At 53.9% G+C, this 26,276-nt stretch carries 23 protein-coding genes; 12 read left to right on the forward strand and 11 right to left on the reverse strand.

Features of this window, described 5'->3' with window-relative positions:
• Positions 1-88: 88 nt before the first annotated feature.
• Genes rimK through OR573_07710 form a run of 3 tightly spaced genes read right to left on the reverse strand, consistent with a single transcriptional unit; the run spans position 89 to position 2,537 of the window.
• Positions 89-997 carry a 30S ribosomal protein S6--L-glutamate ligase gene (rimK, locus tag OR573_07700; GenBank protein ID XGA81492.1) on the reverse strand — a complete coding sequence of 303 codons (909 nt, stop codon included), beginning with the start codon at positions 995-997 and terminating at the stop codon, positions 89-91.
• A 43-nt stretch (positions 998-1,040) separates the two neighbouring features.
• Positions 1,041-1,481, reverse strand: coding sequence for a RimK/LysX family protein (locus tag OR573_07705; protein ID XGA81493.1), 441 nt, complete (start codon positions 1,479-1,481; stop codon positions 1,041-1,043).
• Positions 1,482-1,490: 9 nt separating this feature from the next.
• Positions 1,491-2,537, reverse strand: coding sequence for a DUF3549 family protein (locus OR573_07710; protein XGA81494.1), 1,047 nt, complete (start codon positions 2,535-2,537; stop codon positions 1,491-1,493).
• Positions 2,538-2,852: 315 nt separating this feature from the next.
• Between OR573_07710 and OR573_07715 the strand changes: the two genes are divergently transcribed.
• Positions 2,853-3,185, forward strand: coding sequence for a YqcC family protein (locus tag OR573_07715; protein XGA81495.1), 333 nt, complete (start codon positions 2,853-2,855; stop codon positions 3,183-3,185).
• Between the two features lie 67 nt (positions 3,186-3,252).
• Here the strand turns inward: OR573_07715 and OR573_07720 are convergent, their stop codons facing one another.
• From OR573_07720 to OR573_07735, 4 genes are all read right to left on the reverse strand, one after another.
• Positions 3,253-3,891 (reverse strand): outer membrane beta-barrel protein, encoded by a 639-nt coding sequence (locus tag OR573_07720; protein XGA81496.1) that lies wholly within the window; start codon positions 3,889-3,891, stop codon positions 3,253-3,255.
• Positions 3,892-4,093: 202 nt separating this feature from the next.
• Positions 4,094-7,285 carry a bifunctional proline dehydrogenase/L-glutamate gamma-semialdehyde dehydrogenase PutA gene (putA, locus tag OR573_07725; protein XGA81497.1) on the reverse strand — a complete coding sequence of 1,064 codons (3,192 nt, stop codon included), beginning with the start codon at positions 7,283-7,285 and terminating at the stop codon, positions 4,094-4,096.
• Between the two features lie 153 nt (positions 7,286-7,438).
• Positions 7,439-8,266: an AraC family transcriptional regulator gene (locus OR573_07730; GenBank protein XGA81498.1), complete on the reverse strand. Its 828-nt coding sequence runs from the start codon at positions 8,264-8,266 to the stop codon at positions 7,439-7,441.
• A 23-nt stretch (positions 8,267-8,289) separates the two neighbouring features.
• The gene (locus OR573_07735) at positions 8,290-8,649 is read right to left on the reverse strand and encodes a hypothetical protein (GenBank protein ID XGA81499.1); all 360 of its coding nucleotides are present in this window, start codon (positions 8,647-8,649) and stop codon (positions 8,290-8,292) included.
• 534 nt (positions 8,650-9,183) lie between these two features.
• Between OR573_07735 and hrpB the strand changes: the two genes are divergently transcribed.
• Positions 9,184-11,649, forward strand: a complete 2,466-nt coding sequence (gene hrpB / locus OR573_07740) for an ATP-dependent helicase HrpB (GenBank protein XGA81500.1) — start codon at positions 9,184-9,186, stop codon at positions 11,647-11,649.
• On the opposite strand, the gene OR573_07745 is transcribed toward hrpB, so the two are convergent.
• The 4 genes from OR573_07745 to OR573_07760 form a co-directional block, all read right to left on the reverse strand.
• Positions 11,646-14,390: an HAD-IC family P-type ATPase gene (locus OR573_07745; GenBank protein ID XGA81501.1), complete on the reverse strand. Its 2,745-nt coding sequence runs from the start codon at positions 14,388-14,390 to the stop codon at positions 11,646-11,648. The two genes, hrpB and OR573_07745, sit on opposite strands and share 4 nt — an antisense overlap.
• A 78-nt stretch (positions 14,391-14,468) precedes the next feature.
• On the reverse strand, positions 14,469-14,801 hold the full coding sequence (locus tag OR573_07750) for a DUF6482 family protein (GenBank protein XGA81502.1): 333 nt from the start codon (positions 14,799-14,801) through the stop codon (positions 14,469-14,471).
• 10 nt (positions 14,802-14,811) lie between these two features.
• Positions 14,812-15,015 (reverse strand): hypothetical protein, encoded by a 204-nt coding sequence (locus OR573_07755; GenBank protein ID XGA81694.1) that lies wholly within the window; start codon positions 15,013-15,015, stop codon positions 14,812-14,814.
• Positions 15,016-15,247: 232 nt separating this feature from the next.
• On the reverse strand, positions 15,248-15,634 hold the full coding sequence (locus tag OR573_07760) for a hypothetical protein (GenBank protein ID XGA81503.1): 387 nt from the start codon (positions 15,632-15,634) through the stop codon (positions 15,248-15,250).
• Between the two features lie 224 nt (positions 15,635-15,858).
• Here OR573_07760 and OR573_07765 point away from each other — a divergent pair, with 224 nt between their 5' ends.
• The 10 genes from OR573_07765 to OR573_07810 all read left to right on the forward strand — a co-directional run bounded on the left by OR573_07765 (position 15,859) and on the right by OR573_07810 (position 26,267).
• The gene (locus OR573_07765) at positions 15,859-16,326 is read left to right on the forward strand and encodes a DUF2489 domain-containing protein (protein ID XGA81504.1); all 468 of its coding nucleotides are present in this window, start codon (positions 15,859-15,861) and stop codon (positions 16,324-16,326) included.
• 289 nt (positions 16,327-16,615) lie between these two features.
• Entirely contained in the window at positions 16,616-17,476 is an 861-nt protein-coding gene (locus OR573_07770; GenBank protein ID XGA81505.1) for an OmpA family protein, read from the forward strand.
• Between the two features lie 251 nt (positions 17,477-17,727).
• Positions 17,728-19,650, forward strand: coding sequence for a threonine--tRNA ligase (gene thrS, locus OR573_07775; protein XGA81506.1), 1,923 nt, complete (start codon positions 17,728-17,730; stop codon positions 19,648-19,650).
• A gap of 12 nt (positions 19,651-19,662) precedes the next feature.
• A complete protein-coding gene (gene infC / locus OR573_07780; GenBank protein XGA81695.1) occupies positions 19,663-20,202 on the forward strand; it encodes a translation initiation factor IF-3 in 540 nt (179 codons plus the stop codon).
• Between the two features lie 81 nt (positions 20,203-20,283).
• A complete protein-coding gene (gene rpmI, locus OR573_07785) occupies positions 20,284-20,478 on the forward strand; it encodes a 50S ribosomal protein L35 (GenBank protein ID XGA81507.1) in 195 nt (64 codons plus the stop codon).
• Positions 20,479-20,543: 65 nt separating this feature from the next.
• On the forward strand, positions 20,544-20,897 hold the full coding sequence (gene rplT, locus OR573_07790) for a 50S ribosomal protein L20 (GenBank protein XGA81508.1): 354 nt from the start codon (positions 20,544-20,546) through the stop codon (positions 20,895-20,897).
• Between the two features lie 197 nt (positions 20,898-21,094).
• Positions 21,095-22,114 (forward strand): phenylalanine--tRNA ligase subunit alpha, encoded by a 1,020-nt coding sequence (pheS, locus tag OR573_07795; GenBank protein XGA81509.1) that lies wholly within the window; start codon positions 21,095-21,097, stop codon positions 22,112-22,114.
• A gap of 26 nt (positions 22,115-22,140) precedes the next feature.
• Positions 22,141-24,522, forward strand: a complete 2,382-nt coding sequence (pheT, locus tag OR573_07800; GenBank protein ID XGA81510.1) for a phenylalanine--tRNA ligase subunit beta — start codon at positions 22,141-22,143, stop codon at positions 24,520-24,522.
• Positions 24,523-24,591: 69 nt separating this feature from the next.
• Positions 24,592-24,888: an integration host factor subunit alpha gene (locus OR573_07805; protein ID XGA81511.1), complete on the forward strand. Its 297-nt coding sequence runs from the start codon at positions 24,592-24,594 to the stop codon at positions 24,886-24,888.
• A 257-nt stretch (positions 24,889-25,145) separates the two neighbouring features.
• Positions 25,146-26,267, forward strand: coding sequence for an FAD-dependent oxidoreductase (locus OR573_07810; GenBank protein ID XGA81512.1), 1,122 nt, complete (start codon positions 25,146-25,148; stop codon positions 26,265-26,267).
• Positions 26,268-26,276: the final 9 nt, after the last annotated feature.

Raw genomic sequence — 26,276 nt, forward strand, 5'->3', positions numbered from 1 at the left:
GAGCGTCTACCTCCTTCGGTGACGCAGATTGTCGCCGCGGTAGCCGCGTTTTGCCACCCCTGCAATGGATTAATTTTGATTTCAGGCCTTAGCCTTTTGGTTTGGGGGGGGCTTTACGCGGCGTCACCGCATTTTTCTCGATATGTTCAATAATCAATCCCGCTATATCCTTGCCCGTTGCGGTCTCAATTCCCTGCAGCCCTGGAGAGGAGTTAACCTCCATAATCACCGGTCCGTGGTTGGAACGCAGCAGGTCAACCCCGGCGACGCGCAGGCCCATAGCCTTGGCCGCACGAATGGCTGTTGAACGCTCTTCCGGTGTAATACGGATAACGCTGGCGCTGCCGCCGCGATGCAGGTTGGAGCGAAATTCGCCTTCAGCCGCCTGGCGCTTCATCGAGGCAACTACCTTGTCACCAATCACCAGGCAGCGAATATCAGCGCCTTTGGCTTCCTTGATATATTCCTGCACCATGATGTTAGCTTTCATGCCCATGAACGCCTGAATCACCGATTCAGCCGCCTGATTGGTTTCAGCCAGCACCACCCCGATACCCTGGGTGCCTTCAAGCAGCTTAATGACCAACGGCGCGCCCTTAACCATGGTAATCAAGTCAGGGATGTCATCCGGTGAATGGGCAAACCCGGTGATGGGCAGCCCCAGCCCCTTACGGGAAAGCAGCTGCAACGAGCGCAGTTTGTCGCGTGAACGGGTAATGGCTACCGAGTCATTAAGCACATAGGTATTCATCATTTCAAACTGACGCAGCACCGCGCAGCCATAAAAAGTGACCGACGAGCCTATTCGCGGGATGACCGCATCAAAGAATTCGATTTCAGCACCCTTGTAATGGATGGAAGGGTGGTGAGAGGCGATGCTCATATAACAGCGCAAGGTATCAACAACGCGGGCCGAGTGGCCTCTCGCCTCAGCTGCTTCAACAAGGCGGCGGGTTGAATATAGATTACGATTACGCGACAGCAAGGCAATATGCATTGAGTGCTCCCTTCCGGGTCAATTAGGGGTGATTCGTTAGCGTTCAGGGTTCGCCGTGGAGAAATTCAGCGCCAGGGGCGATCAGTAAGCGGCGCATGGCCCGGCGACCCAACAGCATCGGATGACGCATATTGCTGCGGTCGGTCAGGGTAAGCTCAACCGGGAAATTAAGATCGCCCAGCTGGATAGGTGTACGTACCACGTAACGCCATTCGCTGTGCCCGTTGGAACTGGTCACACGGCGACGGTCGTGGAGGTGTGCCTGGATTCGGTGGGGGGGGGAATCGGGCCCTCCGCTGTGAGTAATAAAGCTTACCCACAGTTGGCCATGTTCGTCTTCTGATGTTTCGATCTGCTCGGCATGCAGCGCTGAGGTACGCGCACCGGTATCTGCCTTACAGCAGAGGTGCAGATCAAATTCAGGCAGTACGACCATTTCGCGTCGGCCAATCACCGCTTTTGCCTGGTAAGGTAATTCCTTCATCTTCCCTCCTCAGTCTTGCGCACTGGCGGTGTGCGGCGCTAATGCAGCCAAACGTTGTTGTAATGTTGACCCCTTGGGAGCCTCTTTAAGGAACATTATGACGGGTAAGCGTAAACGAGGAATCAACGCTAGATCACGAATCACAGCGCCGAAATCCGTGCGAGGGTCTTCGGCCAGACGCTCAAGAAACAGCGGTAACCGTTGACCGTCTTCCAGATGTAGCCACCCGCGCCCTGCAATGGCGGCCAGTGTATCAGGCCCGCTGGCAGCTGTATCCTTCAGCAGCTCGGAATACCACTGGGCTGCTGGCTCGCTGGGGGTGCTGCCCACAGCGCGAATACAGGCGCACAGTGACTCGATATCCCCCGCCTGGGCTGACTGCTCCCCGCGCTCGATCAAGGCGCTGACAAGGCCCTCACTAAGGGTGAGATGCTCAAGACAGTAGGCAAGCGCCTGCAGCAGTTCAGCCGGCATATCTGGCAGGGCATCAATCAGTTGCTGAACCTGGCTGGCATCCATGCGTACTGTAAAATCGGCAATACCCTGCAGTCCAAGCGCCTGCCAGTCAATGCTCATCTGCTGGCTGAAATAGGCTTCCACTAGCTCAAGGTGCTGGCTGGCAGTAAGTTCCAGCTGATGTGTCGCCTGAGCATTCAGCATCGCCTGAAAATGAGTCGTAGGTGTGAAGGCCAGCGGGTTGTCCTGCATCAAATGTTCAATCTCTTCACTCTTGCCGCTATCGAGGCTTTGGGCATTGCGCCCCAGGGTTTCCAGCAGACGCTGCAAAAAGGCATCGCGCTGGCCTGGCGACAGATAGCCCTGCTCATCAAGCGGCAGCGCCAGAAACCAGATGGCGGGTTCTGGCATATCGCCCAGCTGGAAAACAATACCCAGCCGTGCCTGAGCTTGCCAGGGCTCTGGCCAGGGTGCTTCCAGGCTTTCCAGGGCGACCAGGGTATCCTGTGGGCAGGCAGTCACTCTGCGTCCCATATGGAACAGCAGGACGTCTGCGCCGCTGCGTTCAAAAAAACCAGTGAGTGTTGTAATCGGTTGCATAGCATCCTTCCGTATTTCAGGCGAGCACTTTACCGCGCCATACGCTGCGTGTCAGCTAGCGGATGGAAAAGTATAAAAAGCGATGCGGATCGGTGTGGTCAAAAATTAAACACTCGCTGTAGCCGCCCATGTTGAAAGGCTTTTCGCCATCTTTCCATAGGTTATCCACAGTCTCTTGCAGGTTTTCTGTGCATTGCCTGGATACTTAGTGCGGCGCCCCGATTTAGCGCGGGTGGTGGTACAGAAAGCACCACCCTGAGATAATAATCAATAGCACAATGAGGTATTACCGTAGTGACAATCAGAGGTAAGGCAATGACGTTTCATCAACAGCTTTCACAGGCCCTTGACGAGTTAGAAGAGACGCTAAGAGCATCACATCTGTGGCAGGTTGAAACTCCGGATCAAGAGGCAATGCTGAGTCAACAGCCTTTTTGCGTCGATACAATGTCATTGCCGCAGTGGCTGCGCTTTGTCTTTATTCAGCGCCTGCAGGGACTGGCTGATGCCGGTGGTGCCATGCCTGCAAAATGTGAGGTGGCACCGGCGGTGGCGGTCTATCTGCAGCAGGAAAAACTTGGCTCATCTGATCAGCAGCGCGTTGTCAAAGCGGTTGAGCGGGTGGATTATCTGGTGACCCAGAACTGAAGGCACAGGCATGAAACGAAAAAGCCCGCCGTGGCATAGCCATAGCGGGCTTTTCTATGGGTGTGGCTTAGAAACGGTAGCTCAGGCCACCCATGACTACCAGCGGGTCGATGTTAACGGTGCCTGCGTCATCACCAGCGACCGTGGCATCAGTGTCAATATCGATATACCAGGCTGCTGCGTTGAGTGACCAGTTATCATCAATAAGCAGATCAAGACCGACCTGGCCCGCTGCTCCCCAGGAGTCGTCCAAATCAAGGCTGACTCCATCGATATCAACAGTTTCATCATCAAAGATGGTGTAGTTGATACCGGCACCTACATAGGGTTGCACCCGAGATTCAGTGCCACCAAGCGGGTAGTACTGAAGCGTTAGGGTTGGCGGCAAGTGTTTGGTAGACGCAATATTGCCGCCATTCAGTTCAATGTCATGCTCAAAAGGCAGTGCGGCCAGGAGTTCAACGCCGAGTTTGTCATGGAAGCGGTAACCCAGGGTAAACGCAAACTGCGTCTCATCATCTACATCAACATCTAGGGCGCCAAGGGCGGTATCCAAGGTACCGTTGTCGTTTTTAGGGTCGACGTTGGCAGCACCGAAACGCGTGAAGAAATCACCCTGACCATAAGCCATGGCCTGTGTGCTGGCAGTGACGGCAACGGCAGCAAGGCCAGCAGCAAAAAGAGTCGGCAGAGTAAATTTGCGCATGGGAACTAACTCCTGGTGTGTCTCAGTTGGCTATCGTTGGATAGCCGCTATGTGAATGATGACCAGTGTAACGGCACTTTAAAGTCGTGTTATTGATCCAGCGCAATACTTGCACCGCTTCCAACCAAAACGTCATGAAAAAAGCCACCCTGTTGGGTGGCTTGAGAGGGTATGCAGGCAAGGCCTGTGAACGAGACGGAGCCTATTCGTCGTCAAGCGCCAGCAGTGAGGCGTTGCCTCCAAGGGCTGCCGTGTTGTTGGTAATGGTTTTTTCCGTCGCAAAGCGGTACAGGTAGTGCGGGCCACCTGCCTTGGGGCCAGTGCCGGAAAGCCCCTGACCGCCGAAGGGCTGAACCCCGACAACGGCACCAATGATATTGCGGTTGATATAGACGTTACCGACGCGCATCCGGCGGGCAATATCAGCCGCAAAGGATTCATTGCGGCTGTGAACCCCGAACGTCAACCCATAGCCTCGGGCATTGATTTCATCAATGACCTTATCAAGCTGGCTGGCCTTGTAGCGCACAATATGCAGGATAGGGCCAAACTGCTCTCGGGTCAGGCTGTCAATGCTGTCAATATTAAAGGCAACCGGGGCAATATAGGTGCCGTTCTCGGTATGCTCGGCTGCCATGGGGGTTTCGGCCACCAGGCGACCTTCACTTTTGAGCGCATCAATATGTGCCTGAAGGCCCTTGCGGGCATCTTCATCAATTACCGGGCCAACATCCGTGCCCAGTTGGCGCGGATCGCCGACATGTAGCTCGTTCATGGCCCCTTTGAGAATGCTGGTCACCCGATCGGCTACATCCTCCTGCACATAGAGTACCCGCAGTGCCGAGCAGCGCTGACCAGCACTCTGGAAGGCAGATTGGATGACATCGACTACCACCTGTTCAGGCAGGGCGGTGGAGTCGACAATCATGGCATTCATGCCCCCGGTCTCGGCGATCAAGGCAGGCAAGGGGGCATTTTCACGTGCTGCCAGCGCACGATTGATGATCTGCGCGGTATCGGTACCCCCGGTAAACACAACGCCCGTCACGCGCGGGTCTGAGGTCAGTACACTGCCCACGGTGGGGCCATCGCCTGGGAGCAGTTGGACAACATCACGCGGCATACCCGCTTCATAGAGCAGCTCAATAACACGGTGAGCCACGATAGACGTCTGTTCAGCGGGTTTAGCCAGCATGGTATTGCCAGCCACTGCAGCCGCCACGACCTGGCCGCAGAAAATGGCCACCGGGAAGTTCCAGGGGCTGATAGCCGCAAAGACACCACGCCCACCCATAACAAGATGGTTGGATTCACCGGTGGGGCCTGGCAGCTCAATCGGCTTGCCAAAGCCTTCTTCAGCGCGCATGGCGTAGTAGTAGCAGAAGTCGACGGCTTCGCGGATTTCATCCACACCGTCGGTCAGCAGTTTGCCCCCTTCACGTGAACACAGCGTCATCAGCTCGGCCATGTTGTCTTCCATCAGCTCACCAAGGCGAACCAGAATGGCCGCGCGTTCTGCCACCGGCGTGGCATCCCAGCGGGGAAAGGCCGCCCAGGCGGCATCCAGTGCTTTGGTAGCCTGTTGGCTGGTCGTCCACTGTACGCTGCCCAGTACCTTACGACGGTCATAGGGGCTGGTCACGCTATGGGTGTTGGCACTGTCGTCAGCGACATCAAACGCCAGTAGCGGTCTGGCCTGATAAGTTTTATCCATAAACGTATCCATCTTCTCCATCAGCGGGTAGAAGTGGCTACGGATATTAAGATTGACCCCACGCGAGTTGCGGCGCTTTTTACCGAAGATATCCTTGGGTAGCGGGATGCGCGTGTTAACCAGGGAGTCATACTGGCGCAAGGTTTCCACCGGATGCTGGCACAGCGATTCCACCGGCACATCCGGGTCGACCAGCTGATGGACGAAGGAGGAGTTGGCACCGTTTTCCAGCAGGCGCCGCACCAGATAGGGCAGCAGATCCTTGTGGGCGCCGACAGGGGCGTAAATGCGGCAGTAAGTGCCTTCAGGCGCTCTGGTCAGGGCCGCATCATAAAGGGCTTCACCCATGCCATGCAGGCGCTGGAACTCAAAGGCGCGATCGTCGGTATTGGCGAGTTCAAGAATGGTGGTGACGGTGTGCGCATTATGGGTGGCAAACTGCGGGAAGATGCGCCCCTTGGTGTCGTTGGACAGCAAGAACTGCGCGCACGCCAGATAGGCAACATCGGTGGCTGCCTTGCGGGTAAACACCGGATAACCCTCGACGCCGAGCTGCTGGGATTCCTTGATTTCGGTATCCCAATAGGCGCCCTTTACCAGTCGTAGCGGGATCTCATCGCCCTGTTGTTCGGCTAGGCGATTAACATAATGCAGCACTGGCAGGGCGCGTTTGGCATAGGCCTGCACGACCAGGCCGAAATGCCCCCAGCCCTTAACGGCATCGCTGGTATAGACGGCGCGGAAGACTTCCAGTGACAGCTCCAGGCGGTCAACTTCTTCAGCATCAATGGTCACGGCAACATTCAGGCTGCGAGCCTTGGTGACCAGTTTGATCACCGTATCGACCAGTTCGGCCAATACCTGTTCGCGACGGCCAAATTCATAGCGGGGATGCAAGGCAGACAGCTTGATGGACACCGAAGGGGCTGGCGTCCTGGCGCCCAGTGTCTTACAGGTTTTACCTACCTGCTCAATGGCGTGGGCGTAGTCGTCAAAATAGCGTTTGGCATCATCACGGGTACGCGCCGCTTCGCCGAGCATATCGTATGAATAGGTGTAGCCCTTATTGAACAGCGGCCTGGAACGCTTGAGTGCTTCGTCGATGTCGCGGCCAAGCACAAACTGCTTACCCATCACTTTCATGGCTTCCACCATGGCACGGCGAATGACGGGCTCACCGAGGCGGTTAACCATGCGGTTGATAAAATGCGCAGGGCGACCTTCTTTGGGGTGATCCAGCTTGAGTACCCGGCCGGTCATCAATAGCCCCCAGGTCGACGCGTTCACCATCCAGGATTCACTTTTACCCAGATGCGCCTGCCAGTCGGCAGGGCCAAGGCGGTCTTCAATCAGGGCATCGGCGGTCTCTTTGTCAGGAATACGCAGCATGGCTTCGGCCAGGCACATCAGCATCAGACCTTCATGAGTGTCCAGGCTGTACTGCTGGAGTAACTCATCAATTGTATCAACCGCTGTATCCATCTTGCGCACGTCGCGTACCAGGGCGGCAGTGTTCGCTTCAATGCGAGCAAAGTCATCACGGTCTGCATTGAGCAGTTTGATCAGTTCATTGACGAAACTTTCTTCATCAACAGCGTAATGATCGCTTACACGGGTCATCAGCGTATCAAGATCTGTTTGCCAAATGGCAGGGTCGCGCAGTTTCTTAGCATTGAGCATTGAAGCCCCCAGAAGTCAGAGCAGGAACGAAAGGGACATAAGGGCATGGAGCCCAAAGTTAACAATCGAATGTAGAGGGCAACGCGTTCGTCTGTGTGTCTAAAACATGGCAAAACATGTCCATTTCAAGGCAAACGCGCTGAATATACTACTTTAGTAGAGGTTTTTGTGCCCGGTAAGGGCTCTGCGTGGATGGGGTGAAACTGTGGCAGCAGGGGCCGAGCCGTCCTGGCGCAGCTGGCGAGGCGACATGCCAAAGCTGCGTTTGAACGCATGGGAGAGGGTACTTTGATTGGCGAAGCCGGTTTGCACGGCAATATCGGCCAAGGGGAGACGGCTTTGCATGATCAGTTGACGCGCTGCGCTCAGGCGTTGCCGCCGAACGTACTGCCAGGGGGAAAGGCCCGTCTGTAGACGAAAGCGCTCGGAAAAGTGTGCCTCACTCAGGCAAGCTAACCTGGCCAGATCGGCAACGCGTAGCTCATCAGCAAGATGGTGCTGGATATAGCGATTGATCTGGCTCATGTTCAAGCGCTCGTGGTGGGTCTGGGCACTTTCTCCCAGGCGAGCCTTTAATGAGCCAAGCAGGGTGCTCGCCAAGCGATCATGCTGAAAGGTGTTAGTGTCATTGACGCTATGAGCAATCTCGCTTTCTACAAAAGCAAGATAATGGCGTAACGGGTCATCAAGGGAGAAAAAACGCGGCGCGTCAAACAGGGCCACAAGTTCGCGCTGTTCACCGGACAGGGCAGGGGCATCTTCCGGCAGATCCAGAATCAACTGGCGGTTTTTGGCATTTCCCGAATAATAATGTTCATGGTTGGCAGGAACAATGCAGCCGGAAAAAGGGTTGATCAGCCCGCCTAGGCCTTCAATTTCAAACTCGGCGGTACCACACATGGTGATCACGATCTGGTGAAAATCGTGAGAATGGTGGTGCGTCACAGCATCTAACGGTAACTGACGAATCTTACTAGGCATGATGAGGTCCTCATGCAGGCATATTATGGACGGTGTAACGCGGTGTGAGCCGCGAGGTGGTCACGTAAGGCCTGGAGTTCAGCTTTGCCTTCCTTGTCCAGCAGTGATTTGCCTTGGGCAAGCTGCCAGTGTCGTCCATGCTGATCCATCAAGCGTCCAGCGCGGCGACGCACGCCATCCAAATATTCATTATGGCGAATGGGGTAGCCAATAATGGCATTCCATTCTGTCTCATTGATCTCGCTTTCCAGTGCTTTATCAAACAGATTCAACAGGTCTTCAGGCTCGGTTCTATATCGCGGCGTGCCAGATGTCAGCAGGATGGCCAGCACCCCGCCAATTACCAATACGCAAACACCTAAAACAAGTAAGTAGAGCGCCATACGGATGCTCCTGAATGAAAAGCATGAATCCTATCTGATACTTCAGTATACCCTTGTGACGGCAAAGGAGAAAAATTGCATTAAAAGCGAACTTTCCTGCAGCACAGTGTCTGATATATAGCAAGCCAACACGGCGACGATAGTTGCTAGCAGTGTTGACGAGTAACCTTAATTGGTTTCATGTTTTCGATCCCTTGCTTATGCTGCTCACTGAGCAGCTTTTTTTTGCATAAAAATTAGGGGATTAGTGTTTTAAACGGGTGGTTTGACAATGGTGCCTGCCAGCAACCCAGGTTTCATCAATAGCCTTTCATCGCTCCTTGGCATCATTATAAACCAGCGTTTTGTCAGCGTTGAACAGCGTTGGAGACAGCGGGGCAGCCGTGTACACATTCAGAGCAACAAAAATGCAATCGGCGTCCGTCAGTGATGGTTTAGGCTGAATGAATCGCCGCGAATTGCCAATGCCGCAATGCCGCAATGCCGGTTACGGGGCCGTGTAACGGTAGAATGACCCATTCAATGAGAATTGTAATGCTAAACGATGATGTCACCAGTCTGCCTGTTGATGCACACCTTGACGACATAGCAGCGGCCTTGTCCTGTTCTTCGCGTCTTATACTGGTGGCCCAGCCCGGTGCGGGTAAAACTACCCGGGTTCCATTAGCATTGCTTCAACAACCTTGGGCAAATGACCAGAAAATTCTGCTCTTGGAACCACGGCGTGTCGCGGCACGCCTGGCGGCTACCTTTATGGCACAGCAGTTGGAAGAAAGCGTGGGTGATACCGTTGGTTACCGCATGCGTGGCGAAACCCGCTGTGGCCCGTCAACCCGGCTTGAAGTGGTCACCCAGGGAGTGCTGACGCGAATGCTTCAGGAAGACCCTTTCCTGGAAGGAGTGGCCTGCATCATTTTCGATGAGTATCACGAGCGCAGCCTGGAAGCTGATCTGGGCCTGGCGCTGGCGCTGGATATTCAGCACAGTGTGCGGGAAGACCTGCGCCTGGTGGTGATGTCAGCCACTCTGGATACGGCTGCGTTGCGCCAGTTGCTGGGCGAAAGTACCCCACTGATTGAGTGTGCCGGACGGCAATATCCGGTGACGACCGTCTATCGCCCCTGCGCTAACAGAACCCCGATTGATGCCCACTGTGTTGATGTCGTGAGTGAAGCACTGAGCGAAAATGAGGAAGGCGATATCCTGGTTATCCTGCCGGGAGTGAATGAGATTGAGAAAACCGCCAGAAAGCTTGCAGCCCGGAACATTGATGCCCTCGTCACCTGTTTGCATGGGCGTATGCCGCTCAACGAACAGCGGGCGGCGTTAACTTGGGTGCCTGGTCAGCAGAGAGTGATTCTGGCCACGGCCATTGTTGAATCAAGCGTAACCGTTGCAGGCGTGAACTGTGTGATTGATGCGGGGCTTGAACGTGTGCCTGTCTATCAGCATCGCAGTGGTGTAGGGCGCCTTGAAACCCGACGTGTCAATCGTGCCAGTGCTGATCAGCGGCGTGGCCGGGCGGGGCGTCAAGGGCCGGGCACCTGCTATCGTCTATGGGCCAAGGAGCAGCCTTTGCCGGCGCATCGAGAGCCGGAAATGCAGCAAGCTGATCTGACAGGTCTGGTATTTGAACTGGCTCGCTGGGGGGTGAATGACCCTGAACAACTGGCGTGGATGACACCGCCGCCGCAGGGCGCCTGGCGCAGCGGCCAGCAGAGATTGCTTCAGTTAGGAGTGCTGGATCATCGCTATCAGTTGACGACGCTTGGCCAGCAGTGTGGTCGCTGGCCGCTGCCGCCACGTCTGGCCGTCATGCTTGAAGGCGCTTCACGCTTTCATGCTGTGCCGCTGGCGTGCCTGTTGGCAGCGTTACTGCAAAGTGGCGAACGCTTAGGGCCACACCCAGAGCAAATGCTGGCGCAAGCGCTGGCAGCGCCCACCAAAAAACCAACTGCCTGGTATCAGGAGGCCCAACGCTTGGCAAGAATTGCCGGTGTCGCGCTTAACGATGGGAAGTCACTAGCTGCCTTGGGCACCTTGTTGACCCTGGCCTATCCGGAGCGTATCGGTTATCCGCTAGCCCCAGGGCGGTTCCAGCTTGCCAATGGCATCATTGCTGAAATGCCTCTGGATAACCCTCTGGCCCATCAAACCTGGCTGCTGGTCCTTGACTGGCACGAACGTCAGGGAAGCCAGCGCATCAGTTCTGCTGTGAGGGTAGAAGGTGATGTGATCGCGTCCCTGTTCCCAGAAATAACGCAATGGCAGTCACAGGTTTGCTGGTCTGAACAGGAGGGTAAGTTGATTGCGCGCGAGATTCAGGCACTGGGAGCGATTGAGTTGGCCAGTCGCCCCCCGCGCAGCCGCTTGCCAAGGGCACAGATAGATCAAGCCCTGGTTGAGGCGATACAGCGGCGTGGTTACCTATCGAGATGTGATGCCTTTCTTCAGCTGCAAGGGCGTATGCAGCTACTCAGGGAGCATGACCCAGAGTTCGATTGGCCGGATTGGTCAGACGCCAGCCTGCTTGAGGCACTGCAAGACTGGCTGATGCCATATTTCAATGGACTGGAGCGTCTGAGCGCAGTTGATCAACTGCCGCTTGGGAATATATTACTTGAAACCCTGAGCTGGCAGGCGCGCAAGCGGCTGGATGGCCAAGTGCCGGCGGAATTGAAGGTGCCAGCAGGGAGAAGTCTGACGTTGGATTACCGACCTTGTCGGGATGGGCAGCCCCCCGTTCTGGCGGCCAAGTTGCAGGAGCTGTTTGGCTGGCAAACGACGCCCTCGCTGGTTAACAACAGGGCCAAGGTACTGGTGCACCTGCTTTCACCCGCAGGTCGTCCATTGCAGGTAACACAAGACCTTGCGCACTTCTGGCAGAACGGTTACGCCGAAGTGCGCAAGGAGATGAGAGGGCGCTATCCCAAGCATCCCTGGCCTGAAAATCCGCTGACGGCTGCCCCTACTTCATTCACCAAACGCCGTCAGGGTTAGCTCTGGCGGTGGCGCCAGATACTTTTCTCCATCTCAACAGCTAAATAAACCAATCCGCTGGCGATCACAATGGCCAGCCAATGGCTTAACGCCAACCCTTCGCTGCCAAAAATCAACTGCATGAAGGGCAGGTAGGTAAAGGCCATCTGCAGCACCATAATCAACCCAATGGCAATCCATACCGGGCGGCTGCCGAAAATACCTTTTATAGACAAGGTGCTGTTAAGCAGGAAACGGCTATTAATCAGATAAGCGGCACTGCCGGTCACCAGCATATTGACGGCGCCAGCACGGGCGAGTTCGTCGCTGCCCCCTTGTTGCTGGATCCAGGTAAAGATACCAAACACGCCAATCAGCAATAGGAGGGAGACAAAAACCACCCGCCACAGCAGGAAGAAATCCAGCAAGGGAGCCTTGGGGTCACGTGGTTTGCGCAACATGAGGTCTTTTTCACCCTGCTCAAAGGCCAGTGCCAGGCCGAGGGTGACGGCAACCACCATGTTCACCCAGAGTGCCTGTAAAGGGGTAACCGGCAGCATTGAGCCGAACAGCACCGCTAGCATAATAGCCAGGCCCTGGGCACCATTGGTGGGCAGGATAAAGGTAATGGTCTTACGAATGTTGTCGTAAACCTTTCGACCTTCTTCAACAGCGCTGACAATGGTGGCGAAGTTATCGTCCGCCAACACCATTTCTGCCGCATCCTTGGCGGCTTCTGTGCCTTGAATGCCCATAGCAACCCCGACGTCGGCGCGTTTCAGGGCAGGGCCGTCGTTAACCCCATCACCGGTCATGGAGCACACTCCACCGCGTGACTGCATCGCTTGAACAAGGCGCAGTTTGTGTTCCGGGGAAGCGCGGGCATAGACATCAATATCCAGAATGATGTCCTCGAGCTGGCTGTCTGACATGGTTTCAATTTCACGTCCGGTCAGCGCTCGCTGGGTTTTTTCGAACCCCAGCTGGCGGGCAATGGCCAATGCCGTTGTGGCATGGTCGCCGGTAATCATAACCGGCCGAATACCGGCTTTCTGGCAACGTTTGACCGCTTCAATGGCCTCCTGGCGTGGGGGGTCGAGCAACCCGATAATGCCCAGTAGGCGAAGATCGCCTTGAACATGATGATGGTCCAGGCCATCCACGGGAGAGGTTAGCTTGTCAGCAATGGCCAATACCCGCAGGCCTCGCGATGAAAGCTCGTGAATGCGCTCTTCCCAGCGTTGATGATCAAGTTTGACATCACCTTCCTTTGAATAAGCGCTAGCACACATTTCAAGCAAGCGGTCAGGGGCACCTTTGACAAACACCCGCTGCTGGCTTTCATCATGATCATGCAGGGTGGCCATGTACTTGTGTTCTGATTCGAAAGGAATGGCGTCCACACGCGAGGTCTGATCACGCATGCTATGTGCCTGAATGCCAGCTTTGGCGGCAGCCACTACCAGCGCCCCCTCAGTCGGATCACCAAAAATCTGATGGCGACCGTCCTTGTTGGCAAGCTCGCTGTCATTACATAATACCGCTGCATTCAGAAAATCAGTCAGAGCACTTTCATTATCTAGCTTGACGGCTTCTGCTGACGTTTGCCCATCCGGTTGTACGTAATGGAAGTCGCCTTCAGGGGCAAAGCCAATGCCATCAATGGCATATTGCTGATCATGCATCCAGATGGCCTGGGCGGTCATCTCGTTGCGGGTCAGAGTGCCCGTCTTGTCTGAAAAAATGGTGGATATGGAGCCAAGTGTTTCAACAGCAGGTAGGCGGCGGACGATGGCATTGCGTCTTGCCATGCTCTGGACGCCCAAGGCAAGGCCGATGGTAACAATTGCCGGTAGCCCTTCCGGAATGGCTGCAACGGCAAGGCCGACGGCCGCCATGAACATTTCACTGGCCGGTTGCTGGTGAACCAGAACACCCAGCACCGCCGTGATGGCGGCAGCGGTCAGAATAAAGACGGCGAGTACGCGTCCGGCCCGGTCAAGCTGCTGCAATAAAGGCGTCTTGAGTTTTTCAACACCTCGTAACAGCTCGGATATCTTGCCAATCTCGGTATGGCTGCCGGTTTCTACCACCAGCCCGCGAGCGCTACCCTGCACAACGATGGTGCTGGCGTAGGCCATGCCACGGCGCTCGGCAAGGTCGGCATCTTCAGCCACCGTTTCGGTATGTTTTTCAACTGGTACGGACTCACCGGTCAATGCCGCTTCTTCGGTTCTCAAGCGGCGTGCTTCCAGCAAGCGTAAATCCGCTGGTACCCGATCGCCGCTCTCAATCAGTACGATATCACCAGGTACAAGGTCTTCAGCAGGCACGGTAGTGCGATGGCCGTCATGTAGTACATTGGCTTGGGGAGAGAGCATATTACGTATGCTGTCGAGGGCTTGTTCCGCCTTGCCCTCCTGAATAAAGCCGATCAGAGCGATGATGACGACGACGCCGACGATGGCCGCTGCATCAATATTATGTCCAAGCAAAAAGCTGGCCACTGCCGCTACCAGCAAAATCAGCATCAGGACATTGTTAAACTGTTCCAGCAACCGCTTTGTCCAGTGTCGCCCCTGCTGTTGCTGAAGCTGGTTAGGACCTACATCGGCCAAACGCTGTTGGGCTTCCTCCTTGGTTAAGCCATTGGACGACACTTTCAGTCTGGTGAGGGCATCGTCAGTGTTGATGCTGTGCCAGGCGGTTCTAGCTGTTGTGTCCTTAGCCGCTGCAGAAGTGCCCTTGGATTGATTGGCCATCTGAACTCCCTGCGATGATAAATGTTGGTTAATTATAACCCTCATCATGTTGCACTGCAGTGATCCAGTGCAAGGAGTTTATCGGGTTTCAAAACTGACCCGAGTACCGCATGCCATCATCTCTTCGGGTGAGGGGACGCTGGCCGTTGCGCCGACCATTTCGTCAGCTACCGATGACCAGGTCAGGGTCGCGTGAGTAAACCCCAGTGGGCGCAAAGCGCGGCTCACCCACTGGGTGCCTGTAAAGCGACGCGTGTCTCCCGTATCGTCTACCAGCGTGAAAACGGTTTGATTGCTGTCATGGAGCCTTACAAAATACCAACCTAGATCCAGCGCCTGAATTTCGATCTGGTAATGGTCAGTGCGGTTTTTCTGGCGAGCGAGTTGATCAAGGGTCATCGTGTCAGGCATGGCGATTTATCTACTCCTGAGGTTCTTTTTTAGGGGGCACTTCTCCCGGCAGCCTATATTGTGTGCCGGTTTGAATGTCTTCTTCATAGCGGCTATTTTCTTCCTCGGCAGGTACTCCTAACACTGTCTTTTGTGATCCGTCTGGCCAGGTGTAGGTGGTGCATCCTGCTAAGGTAGTGAAGCTGGTCAAAACAATAAGGCAGGCAAGTCCCAGCCGTTTTCTAGGGGCGACGGATGAGGAAAGTGTGCCTGAACTTAAAGCGAGGGTGCTTGATTGGGGTAATGTGTTGTCAGATGGCAAGAGTTATTTCCTGTAATAAAAGAATCGCCTGGACTGTCAATGGTCAGACGATTCTGGTGATGATTGAGATCATTTTGAGTGCAGACCCTGGAGTGTATTAAACCATTACGCCAGGGTCTTGCATGTCAGTCAAAAGTTTAACAGGTTACAGTTCCTCCCAAAGTGAGCGCCTAAAATCAAGGCTAAGCTCTGATGCCTTGTGGAGCCTTTTCACTTGTGCGTCGGTAAGCGTTTGCACAACTTCCTGATAGCAGTCAGCAATTTTACGGTTGCTCTCTGGCGTACCTGAAGCATTCATCATGCATTGAGCCATCTTTTCATGGCTGGCAGTGATGGCTTGAAAAAATTGCATTTCAGCCTGCATTGCCTGAGACATGCTCTCCATCCATGCCTGTTGGATTTTAGCAAAAGGTTGCATGGCCTGGGTGCTTTGCTCAGTCCACCAGTTCAATAACGGTTGGCTTGCATCAAACCAAGGGTTCATAGTTGCCAATGGTGCCCAAGGGTTGGTAAGGGTATTTTGAGTCGTCATGACAGCCTCCTCACGTCTTGCTTGGTGTGCAGAAATGATTTTTCTGTTCTCTTTATAAGTGTAGCCAATCAGAGCTTTTCTGATGATATAGATTGAGGATGGGAACAGAATTCGTAAATTAGGCTGATTCCTGGGCGCTGCCAAAGAAACCAGGTTTGGGGTTAAGGGTTAAAAGCAGTACAATTCTGGTAGAAGGTTTTTTTCAACTCACCGCTGAGGAGCTTATGAGCACTACATTAGCAGTGGTATTATTGGTGATTGGGTTAGTCGTGGTGATCGGCTTAGGAAGTTATGCCTTGAAACTACGCAAGGAAATCAAGCGTCGCGAAGCGCTTGTTGAAGAAGAGCAGCGCCGCGCGATTAGCAACAGTCTTGAAAATCTTGACTATGTCGTTGGTGCTCTGGTGCAAGAGCAAGTGGATATCACGGAAGGCTGTTGGCGTTGCAAGGTGCTGCTCGAAATCATCGATACCCGCCTGGCTGAGCGCCCTGACTTCCAGGCATTTGCAGATGTCTATGAGCGCACACGCCACTTAAAAACGCACTCAGCTCGCAGCCAATTAACCCCAAAGGCGCGCCATCAGGAGGATAAAGAACGCCTCGCTGTTGAGGATGAAATGCGTGATGAGGTGCTTGCAGCAGCGAGAGCAGTCATTGCATGGCGTCAAGAAAATAAACAGCCGCTACATTAGATGATGTTACGTCATTTTATAATTGTTGATTTTTATTTAGGTTTAGAAAAAAGGCATAATGCTGCTATCAAGGCATTAGCGCCATGATTTTTACTATATTTATAAATCCAGGCACACTGTAGCCACTTAACCTGCTATATTCATAGATGCGTATTATCACAATCACGTGAGTATTCTCAGTATTGTGCTGTGGGTGTTGGGTTAAGGTGCAAGTTGCCGAGCTGAAATCTGGAATGGTAGCCTCATCATTGGCCAAGCTGCCTGTTTTATTATTTTTAAGGAGTTTTAAATGAAAAAATCAACAACTGGCTTGCTCATTGGATCGGCACTGGTAGTAGGTCTTTCTGGTTGTGCAAGTTCTGCTTCACAGTCAGCTAACTCGGCGTCTGCGAGTTCTGGTAGCGGTATGCACCCATTCGTATGCGGCCTGGCAGGCAGTGTCATCGGTGGTGCCATTGGATATTCAACCAGCGGTAATTCTGATGAAGACGAAAACACCCTGGTAGGTGCAACTGCTGGTGCCGCAATTGGTGGCCTATTGTGTGCAGATCGTACTGTCAAAGCTGAGCCGCAGTGCCCGAGCTACGGCGCTGTCCCTGCTGGTGCAGCTGTAGACGCAGAAGGCTGCCCGCTGGATTCCGATGGTGACGGCGTTCCGGATTACCGTGACCAGTGCCCAGGAACACCAGCCGGTGTTTCCGTGAATGCTAATGGTTGCCCGGTCGATTCCGATAATGACGGTGTTCCAGATTACCGTGATCAGTGCCCGGATACTCCGGCAGGCGTTGAAGTCAACTCTCTGGGTTGCCCGGATGCTCTGGTACTCGAAGGCGTTAACTTCGAGTTTGACTCCTCGCGACTGACAGCAGACGCACAGCAGGTTCTGCGTACTGTAGCAGAGCGTCTGGTCAATAATCCTAATGTCCGCGTCAGCATTGAAGGCCATACCGATTCACGTGGTAGCGCTGACTATAACAAGCGCCTTTCACAGAGCCGCGCTGAATCTGTTGCCGCTTACCTGAATCAGTTGGGCGTCAGTGCTGATCGCATGATGGCTACCGGCTACGGTGAAGAGCGCCCGGTTGCCTCTAATGATACTGCCGCAGGCCGTGCTGAAAACCGTCGTGTTGAACTGGATGAGTGGAACTAATCCCCTCAGGATTATTCTTATCTATCTTGTTTAGGCGATAGTTGATCAAAACGCGGAAGGCCATATGCCTTCCGCGTTTTTGTTGATAGTTATTGATTGCCTTGCTTTATCCAGATGGTGAGTTTTGCTACCATGCCGCACTGCAACGTGTGGCTGTTTTCTTATTACCTCGAACACGTTTTACTGATACCCATTGATAGCGATATGTGACCCTTGGTGTGGGTCACCACTGCGCTCAAGGAATTACCCGAATGCCTATTGTGACTCTGCCTGATGGCAGCCAACGTGAATTTTCCGAGCCGCTTTCTATCATGCAGCTGGCAGCATCTATTGGCCCTGGTTTGGCCAAAGCCTGCATTGCTGGCAAGATTGACGGCGAGCTGGTAGATGCTGCAGACCTGATCGAACGTGATGCCAAAGTGGCTATTATCACGGCTCGCGACCAGGAGGGGGTAGAGATCATTCGCCACTCCTGCGCTCACCTGATAGGTCATGCAGTGAAGCAGTTATACCCCAATGCAAAAATGGCCATTGGTCCGGTTATTGATGACGGCTTCTATTACGATATTGAATTTGCTGACTCAATCACGCCGGATGATCTGACGGCGATTGAAGCACGGATGAAGGTGCTGATTGATCACGAATACGACGTTGTTCGTGAATATGTTGATCGTGATAAGGCCATGCTGACCTTCCTGCATCGTAATGAGCCTTACAAACAGGAAATTGTACGCGATATTCCTGAAGAGGCCGCTATTCGCCTCTATCATCATGAAGAATACACCGATATGTGCCGTGGGCCCCATGTGCCCAATACGCGCCACCTGAAAGCCTTCAAGCTGACCAAGTTGGCGGGTGCCTATTGGCGGGGTGATGCTGAAAATACCATGTTGACGCGTATTTACGGTACAGCCTGGGCCGATAAAAAGCAGCTTAAAGCCTATTTGCTGCGTCTTGAAGAAGCAGAAAAGCGTGATCACCGTAAGCTGGCGCGAAAAATGGATCTTTTCCATTTGCAGGAAGAAGCGCCAGGCATGGTGTTTTGGCACCCCAATGGCTGGATCATGTACCAGGCGCTTGAAGAGTACATGCGCAAAATCCAGCGTGAACATGGCTACCAGGAAATCAAAACGCCGCAGGTCGTTGATTTATCGCTGTGGAAGAAATCTGGCCACTGGGGGCACTACAGTGAGCTGATGTTCACCACGGAGTCCGAAAAACGCGAATATGCCGTCAAGCCGATGAACTGCCCCTGTCATGTTCAGGTCTTTAACCAGGGGCTGAAGAGTTACCGGGATCTCCCTCTGCGTCTTGCCGAGTTTGGCAGCTGCCACCGTAATGAACCTTCTGGCTCTTTGCATGGTCTGATGCGGGTGCGCGGTTTTACTCAGGATGATGCGCATATCTTCTGTACCGAAAGCCAGATCCAGAAAGAGGCTGAAGCCTTCATCGCCCTGACGCTGGAAGTCTACAAGACGCTGGGCTTTGAAGACGTTGAACTCAAGCTTTCAACGCGGCCAGAAGATTTTCTGGGAGAGGCCAAGCTTTGGGATCGAGCCGAACAGGGGTTGGAAGCCGCTTTGGAAGCGACTGGCCTGGAGTGGGAGCTACAGCCCGGTGAAGGAGCCTTCTATGGGCCGAAAATCGAGTTCGCGTTGAGAGATTGCCTGAATCGTGTCTGGCAGTGTGGTACCTTACAGCTGGACTTTAATTTACCAGGGCGCCTGGGCGCTCAATTTGTCGATGAAGATGGTGTACGTAAAACGCCTGTCATGCTTCATCGTGCAATTCTGGGTTCTTTTGAACGCTTCCTGGGTATTCTGATTGAGCATTATGCGGGTGCTATGCCTTTATGGCTTGCTCCACAGCAAGCTGTCATCATGACAATTACTGATGCTCAACGTGAATATGCGTTAAACTTGGAAAAACGTTTGCAAAAAAGTGGTCTTCGGGCCAATGCGGACTTGAGGAACGAGAAAATCGGCTTTAAAATCCGTGAGCATACGTTACAGAAAGTTCCCTATCTCCTTGTGGTAGGAGATAAGGAAGTTGAAGCTGACTCAGTGGCCGTACGTACACGTAGCGGCGAAAACCTCGGCACCATGACGATTGATGAACTCATCAAACGCCTTGAGGTAGAGAGAGCAGCCCTGGCGACATCGTCAATTGCCTAAGGAGACGGAACGATCAAGCGAAGCAACCAGCGTGGGCGTCCACAAGAAAAACGCCCCCCAATGAACGAGAGAATTACCGAAACTGAAGTGCGCCTCATCGCCAGCGATGGTGAGCAGTTGGGGGTTGTACCCACAACTGAAGCGCTTGAGCGCGCTGAAGCAGAAGGTATGGATCTTGTGCAAATTTCCAATGCCGATCCGATTGTTTGCAAGATCATGGATTACGGTAAATTTGTTTTTGAGCAGAAGAAGCAGAAAGCTGCTCAGAAAAAGAAGCAGAAACAGATTCAGGTCAAGGAAGTCAAATTCCGGCCTGGCACCGACGAGGGTGACTATCAGGTGAAGTTGAAAAACCTGATCCGATTCCTTGAAGGTGGTGACAAGGGGAAAGTCACATTGCGTTTTCGTGGTCGTGAAATGGCGCACCAAGACATTGGCCGCAAGCTGATGGAAAGGATAGCCTCAGACCTCGAAGAGATCGGAACGGTTGAAGCCTTCCCGAAAATGGAAGGCCGCCAGATGATCATGATCCTGGCCCCAAAGAAGAAGTGATCCGACGGCTCTTTAAACGCGCCACAACCACGGTTGTGGCTGGCCTTGGGTTTTCTAAAAAATATCGAGCGGAGTTATCTCATGCCGAAAATCAAAACCAATAGTGGCGCTGCCAAGCGCTTCAAGAAGACAGCAAATGGCTTCAAGCACAAGCAGTCTTTTCGTAGCCACATCCTGACCAAGAAGTCGACCAAGCGTAAGCGTCAACTGCGCGGTATGAAGCAGATTCATGACGCAGACAAGGCGCTGATCCAGCGTATGCTGCCGAATCTTTAATTTTTCGGGATTTCTTTTTTGAGCACCATTTTCAGTGTGCTCATCGTTAATGTCAGGAGTGTGTTATGACCCGTGTCAAACGTGGCGTTGTTGCCCGTCGTCGTCACAAGAAAGTGCTGAAGCAGGCTAAAGGCTATTATGGAGCACGTTCGCGCGTCTTTCGTGTAGCCAAGCAGGCGGTTATCAAGGCTGGTCAGTATGCTTATCGCGACCGTCGTAATCGCAAGCGTCAATTCCGTGCGCTGTGGATTCAGCGTATCAATGCTGGCGCGCGTCAACACGGCATGTCTTACAGCCGTTTTGTTGGCGCCCTGAAGAAAGCCGGTATCGAAATTGATCGTAAAGTGCTTGCCGATCTGGCCGTTCACGAGAAAGCTGCTTTTGCGGCTATCGTGGAAAAAGCCAAGGCTGCCCAGTAAGGTTTCTATGCATGGCATTTGCGTTCGCAGCTCCTGCGTAAACGGCATTTGCCAAAGCATCTAGGCCCGGTCATTATTTTGACCCATCCAGGGGAAGAGCAGCCGCTCTTCCCCTGTTTTTTTTGCTGCTGATAACGCATTACAAGCAACTTGCTGCCCTTTCCGCCAAGGAGGTAGCTTACTTCGGAGTCAATTGGATGGATCACCTTCCCACTCTGGTATCTCAAGCGCATGAAGCGATCAACTCGGCGCAAAGTGTCGCTGCATTAGAAGAAATTCGTGTACGTTACCTGGGCAAAAAAGGTGAGCTGACCGCCTTGTTGAAAGGCCTGGGTAAGCTGTCGCCGGAAGAGCGTCCTAAGGCAGGAGAGCGAATCAACCAGGCCAAACAGAGCCTGGCAAATGATATTGATCAGAAACGTCATGCGCTGGAACAGCAGGCGTTAAATGCCCGTCTCGCCGCTGAACGTATCGATGTCACCCTGCCTGGGCGTGGGCAGCCCGGCGGCGGCCTGCATCCGGTAACGCGTACACTGGAACGTATTGAAGGGTTATTTACCCGGATAGGTTACGATGTGGCGGTCGGGCCTGAAATTGAAGATGACTATCATAATTTCGAAGCACTTAATATCCCGGCTCACCATCCGGCGCGCGGCATGGCCGATACCTTTTATTTTGACGCCACACGCCTGCTGAGAACTCATACGTCTCCGGTGCAGGTACGCACCATGAAAAACAGTGAGCCACCGATTCGTATTGTCTGCCCAGGGCGCGTTTATCGTAGTGATTCGGATCTGACTCATACGCCCATGTTCCACCAGGTAGAAGGTCTGCTGGTAGATGAAGGTGTCAGTTTTGCCGATCTGAAAGGTACGATTGAAGACTTCCTGCATGCCTTTTTTGAACGCGACGACCTCTCTGTGCGTTTTCGTCCGTCGTACTTCCCGTTTACTGAGCCGTCAGCAGAAGTCGATATCCAGTGCGTGATGTGTAGCGGCAAAGGCTGCCGTGTGTGTTCACACAGCGGATGGCTTGAAGTGATGGGATGTGGAATGGTGCACCCTGAAGTCTTTCGCCATTCAGGTATTGATGCTGAGCGTTTTACCGGTTTTGCATTTGGTATGGGGGCGGAGCGACTTGCCATGTTGCGCTACGGCGTGAACGATCTGCGTCTGTTTTTTGAAAATGATCTGCGTTTTTTACGTCAGTTTGCTTAATTCCGCTGCCGATAACAGGAAGCTCTATGAAATTTTCTGAACAATGGCTGCGTGAGTGGGTGTCTCCGCAGCTTGATACACAAGCCATGGCTGACCAGATTACTATGGCGGGCCTGGAGGTTGACGCTGTTGAACCTGTGGCTGCTGCCTTTACGGGTGTTGTGGTAGCGGAAGTGGTCGCCAAGGACAAGCATCCTGATGCGGATAAACTCAATGTCTGTCTGGTGAACGATGGCTCTCCTGAGCCCGTCCAGGTTGTCTGCGGTGCACCAAATGTTGCGGTAGGGCAGAAGGTTCCGTTTGCTCAGGTCGGTGGCGTTTTGCCGGGCGACTTCAAGATCAAGAAAGCCAAGCTGCGTGGCGTTGAATCACGTGGCATGATTTGCTCGGAGTCTGAACTTGGTCTGGTTGAAGAAACCTCACCCGGTATTTTTGTGCTGTCTGAAGACGCACCGACAGGCGAGCCGCTACGCACCTATATGGGGCTTGATGATCACACCATTGAGGTTGATCTGACCCCAAATCGCGGTGATTGCCTGAGCCTTAAAGGGCTCGCCCGTGAGGTTGGCGTTCTGAATCAGCTGGATGTTACTGGCCCTGAAATAACGCAGGTAGCGGCAAGTTTTGATGAGACCTTCCTTGTCAGTGTGGAAGCGCCTACGCTGTGTCCGCGCTATCTTGGTCGCCTGATTCGTGGCGTTGATGTCAGTGCCCAGACGCCTTTATGGATGGTTGAGCGGCTGCGTCGCAGTGGTATTCGCTCGATAGATCCGGTCGTCGACGTTACCAACTATGTGATGCTGGAGCTTGGCCAGCCAATGCATGCCTTCGACCGTGAAAACCTCAATGGCAAGATCATTGTGCGTCTGGCGCGGGAGGGCGAACGTCTGGTACTGCTGGATGGCCAGGAAGTTACCCTGCGCCCGGAAACGCTACTGATTGCCGATCAAAACGGCCCGTTGGCTCTGGCAGGGGTGATGGGGGGTGAGAATTCGGGCATTAACCCGAATACCCAGACAATTTTCCTTGAGTCCGCTTTCTTCACACCGCTGGCGGTGGCTGGCCAGGCGCGCTCCTATGGGCTGCATACGGATGCCTCTCATCGCTTCGAACGTGGTGTTGATCCGGCACTAACTGAACTGGCCGTTGAGCGGGCGACCCAGCTACTGCTGGATATCTGCGGTGGCGAAGCCGGGCCAATCAAGGGTGTCAGCGATGCTTCTGCGCTGCCATCCGAGCGGGCGATTACTTTCCGCGAAGCGCGTTTGAGTGAAGCGCTCAGCAAGTCTTTGCCACGTGAAGAGGTGAGCGATATTCTGGTGCGTCTGGGCATGCAGGTCAGCGAAACGCCTGAAGGCTGGCACGTTGTTGTGCCGAGCTGGCGGTTTGATATCGCCATTGAGGAAGACCTGATTGAAGAAGTAGCGCGCATCCATGGCTATAACAACCTTCCGGTACGTCGTCCGGCTGCCCGGTTGGCGTTAAAACCTCAAGGTGAAGCCCGTATCTCCCAGGTTCAGCTTCGTCATCAGATGGTCGCACGTGGTTATCAGGAAGCCGTTACCTACAGCTTTGTGGCGCCTGATTTGCAGAAGACGCTGTTGCCAGAGGCGGTTTCTCCTGAGTTGGCCAATCCGATTTCTACGGATCTGTCAGTGATGCGTGCCAGCCTTTTCCCTGGCTTGGTGCGCGCCTTGATGCATAACCTTAACCGTCAGCAAACCCGTGTGCGCCTGTTTGAAACCGGGCTGGTGTTCAATGGCCCGCTTGATGACCTGGATCAGACGCCCATGTTGGGGGCCATCGTTTGTGGCTCGCGTTATCCTGAAGGATGGAGCGGCGATAAGCAAAACGCTGACTTCTACGATCTGAAAGGTGACCTGGAAAGCCTGATTGCCGTGGGCGGACAGTCAGACGCCTGGCGTTTTGAAGCGGCTGATCATCCCTCGCTACACCCTGGGCAGTGTGCTCGGGTGGTGCATGATGGGCAAACGGCAGGTTGGATTGGCAGGCTGCACCCGGAAGTGCGCGGAAAACTGGGTCTGAAAGTCGATGCCCTGTTGTTTGAAGTACGTCTGGATGCCTTGAGCGAAGGTGCAATACCTGCCTTTGAGCCGCTGTCGCGCCAGCCGGAAGTACGCCGTGACCTGGCCTTTACCGTGGCCGAGGAAGTGCCCGTGCAGGCATTACTGGATATGGCGCGCTCCCATGCCGGTGAGCATCTCAAGCAGGTCAGGCTGTTTGACGTTTATGCAGGAAAAGGTGTGGCTGAAGGACATAAGAGTATCGCCTTAGGCTTGACCTGGCAGCATCCTTCGCGCACCCTTAATGATGATGAAATCAATCAGTTGGTCGATGTCATCGTCATGCAGGCGCGCGAGCAGCATAGCGCAGAATTGCGCAGTTGATCAGAGTGCGCCATCCTGCTTTACTGAGACCAGACACTGGGGCCAAGCGCTGGTGATAAGGAGATACCCATGGGGGCGTTGACAAAAGCAGAACTTGCAGAGCATCTACACACCGAGTTGTCGCTTTCCAAGCGTGAAGCAAAGGCAATGGTGGAAGCGTTCTTCGAAGAGATTCGTGCCTGTTTGCGTGAAAATGAACAGGTAAAGCTTTCCGGCTTTGGCAACTTTGATTTGCGTGACAAGCGTGAGCGTCCCGGTAGAAATCCTAAAACTGGCGAAGAAATTCCCATTTCGGCTCGTCGGGTAGTAACGTTCCGCCCCGGCCAGAAGCTGAAACAGCAGGTCGAGACATTTGATGGCCAATAGACGTTCTCACTGATGGTTCGTTAAGCGAGTATCAACAACGCCATCAAGGTCACTGTTACGTCATTTGTTACCAGTAGAAAAGGGCGCCAACTTTTGGCGCCCTTTTTTCGGCTTGACCCTGGGCAGCCACTCGATGCTGTGACAACCCGAAAAACGCGTCAAGTATCGTCTAGGCGGGCGGTAAACCTTGGAACCCTCTCACGGCACTATCAACAGGGCAGGGGTTATCAGTTGTCAACGCTATTGGGACATAACTCATGCAGAAAACAGACACCGTAATCGTGGGAGCTGGCCTGGCGGGTCTATATGCGGCTCACTTGCTTGAAAAAAGAGGCGTGACGGACATTGTGCTGCTTGAAGCGCGTGAGACATTGGGTGGCCGTATCGTTTCGACTTCGCCGGGTCATCTTGCTTTCCCCGCTGCGGAAATGGTCGGGTTTGATTTGGGGCCATCCTGGTTCTGGCCTGGCTTTCAACATCAGATGGCGGAGCTTGTTCAAACTTTGGGGTTGCAGGCGTTTGCCCAGTTTGAACAAGGCGATATGCTGATTGAGCGATCATCGTCAATGGCTGCGCAGCGTGTACAGGGCTTTGTGAATTCACCGCCTTCAATGCGCCTGGTGGGGGGGATGCAGGCGTTGACACAAGCCCTCTATCAGTCACTTGAAAACACCAGTGTGATGTTCGGTCAGCCGGTGCAAGCGCTGCATAGGGCGGCATCTGATGTGGAAGTTCATAGTCAGGATGCTCACGGCAAACGTCATACCTTGCACGCTGATCAGGTGCTGCTGGCCATTCCGCCGCGTTTGGCGGCCAACCTGGCATTTTCACCCGCCTTGCCGGCTGAGCTTTCCAGTCAGTGGCAAAATACGCCGACCTGGATGGCACCGCATGCCAAATACGTGGCGTTATTTGATACGCCTTTCTGGCGCGCTCAAGGCCTTTCGGGCGAAGCCCGCAGCCTGAGTGGCCCCTTGGGCGAGATTCATGATGCCTCCATGCCGGATGGAAAAGCGGCTTTGTTCGGCTTTTTTAACACGCCAGCGGCCACGCGTCAGCGTATGGGTAATGATGTTCTTATTCAGGAGTGTCGTGCCCAGTTATCTCGCCTGTTTGGCCCCCAAGCCGCTCATCCTGATGTTGATACCATCAAGGATTGGGCCTATGAGCCTTATACCACCACGCAAGATGACAGACAGGGATCGTCTGGCCAGCACCCAACGGCACCGGCCATCAAAGCACAAGACGGCGTCTGGAGCGGTCGCCTGATTGGCATTGGGAGCGAGTGGGGGCAGCAGTTTCCAGGCTATCTGGCGGGGGCAATAGAGGCTGCTAGCGCAGGCGTTGAAGCAATCCTTCGGCCGCAAGCGGCAAGATAGGTGGTAATG

This window comes from Halomonas sp. CH40 (assembly GCA_041875495.1).
Taxonomy (GTDB): domain Bacteria; phylum Pseudomonadota; class Gammaproteobacteria; order Pseudomonadales; family Halomonadaceae; genus Vreelandella.

Bases quoted from the DNA above. Each gene is read 5' to 3' on its own strand.
- OR573_07730 (XGA81498.1), bottom strand. From the start codon at position 8,266: ATGCCTAGTAAGATTCGTCAGTTACCGTTAGATGCTGTGACGCACCAC.
- OR573_07760 (XGA81503.1), bottom strand. From the start codon at position 15,634: ATGACGACTCAAAATACCCTTACCAACCCTTGGGCACCATTGGCAACT.
- putA (XGA81497.1), bottom strand. From the start codon at position 7,285: ATGCTCAATGCTAAGAAACTGCGCGACCCTGCCATTTGGCAAACAGAT.
- OR573_07770 (XGA81505.1), top strand. From the start codon at position 16,616: ATGAAAAAATCAACAACTGGCTTGCTCATTGGATCGGCACTGGTAGTA.
- OR573_07735 (XGA81499.1), bottom strand. From the start codon at position 8,649: ATGGCGCTCTACTTACTTGTTTTAGGTGTTTGCGTATTGGTAATTGGC.
- rplT (XGA81508.1), top strand. From the start codon at position 20,544: ATGACCCGTGTCAAACGTGGCGTTGTTGCCCGTCGTCGTCACAAGAAA.
- OR573_07805 (XGA81511.1), top strand. From the start codon at position 24,592: ATGGGGGCGTTGACAAAAGCAGAACTTGCAGAGCATCTACACACCGAG.
- OR573_07810 (XGA81512.1), top strand. From the start codon at position 25,146: ATGCAGAAAACAGACACCGTAATCGTGGGAGCTGGCCTGGCGGGTCTA.
- OR573_07750 (XGA81502.1), bottom strand. From the start codon at position 14,801: ATGCCTGACACGATGACCCTTGATCAACTCGCTCGCCAGAAAAACCGC.
- thrS (XGA81506.1), top strand. From the start codon at position 17,728: ATGCCTATTGTGACTCTGCCTGATGGCAGCCAACGTGAATTTTCCGAG.
- OR573_07720 (XGA81496.1), bottom strand. From the start codon at position 3,891: ATGCGCAAATTTACTCTGCCGACTCTTTTTGCTGCTGGCCTTGCTGCC.
- OR573_07715 (XGA81495.1), top strand. From the start codon at position 2,853: ATGACGTTTCATCAACAGCTTTCACAGGCCCTTGACGAGTTAGAAGAG.
- rimK (XGA81492.1), bottom strand. From the start codon at position 997: ATGCATATTGCCTTGCTGTCGCGTAATCGTAATCTATATTCAACCCGC.
- hrpB (XGA81500.1), top strand. From the start codon at position 9,184: ATGCTAAACGATGATGTCACCAGTCTGCCTGTTGATGCACACCTTGAC.
- rpmI (XGA81507.1), top strand. From the start codon at position 20,284: ATGCCGAAAATCAAAACCAATAGTGGCGCTGCCAAGCGCTTCAAGAAG.
- OR573_07705 (XGA81493.1), bottom strand. From the start codon at position 1,481: ATGAAGGAATTACCTTACCAGGCAAAAGCGGTGATTGGCCGACGCGAA.
- OR573_07765 (XGA81504.1), top strand. From the start codon at position 15,859: ATGAGCACTACATTAGCAGTGGTATTATTGGTGATTGGGTTAGTCGTG.
- OR573_07710 (XGA81494.1), bottom strand. From the start codon at position 2,537: ATGCAACCGATTACAACACTCACTGGTTTTTTTGAACGCAGCGGCGCA.
- OR573_07745 (XGA81501.1), bottom strand. From the start codon at position 14,390: ATGGCCAATCAATCCAAGGGCACTTCTGCAGCGGCTAAGGACACAACA.
- pheT (XGA81510.1), top strand. From the start codon at position 22,141: ATGAAATTTTCTGAACAATGGCTGCGTGAGTGGGTGTCTCCGCAGCTT.
- pheS (XGA81509.1), top strand. From the start codon at position 21,095: ATGGATCACCTTCCCACTCTGGTATCTCAAGCGCATGAAGCGATCAAC.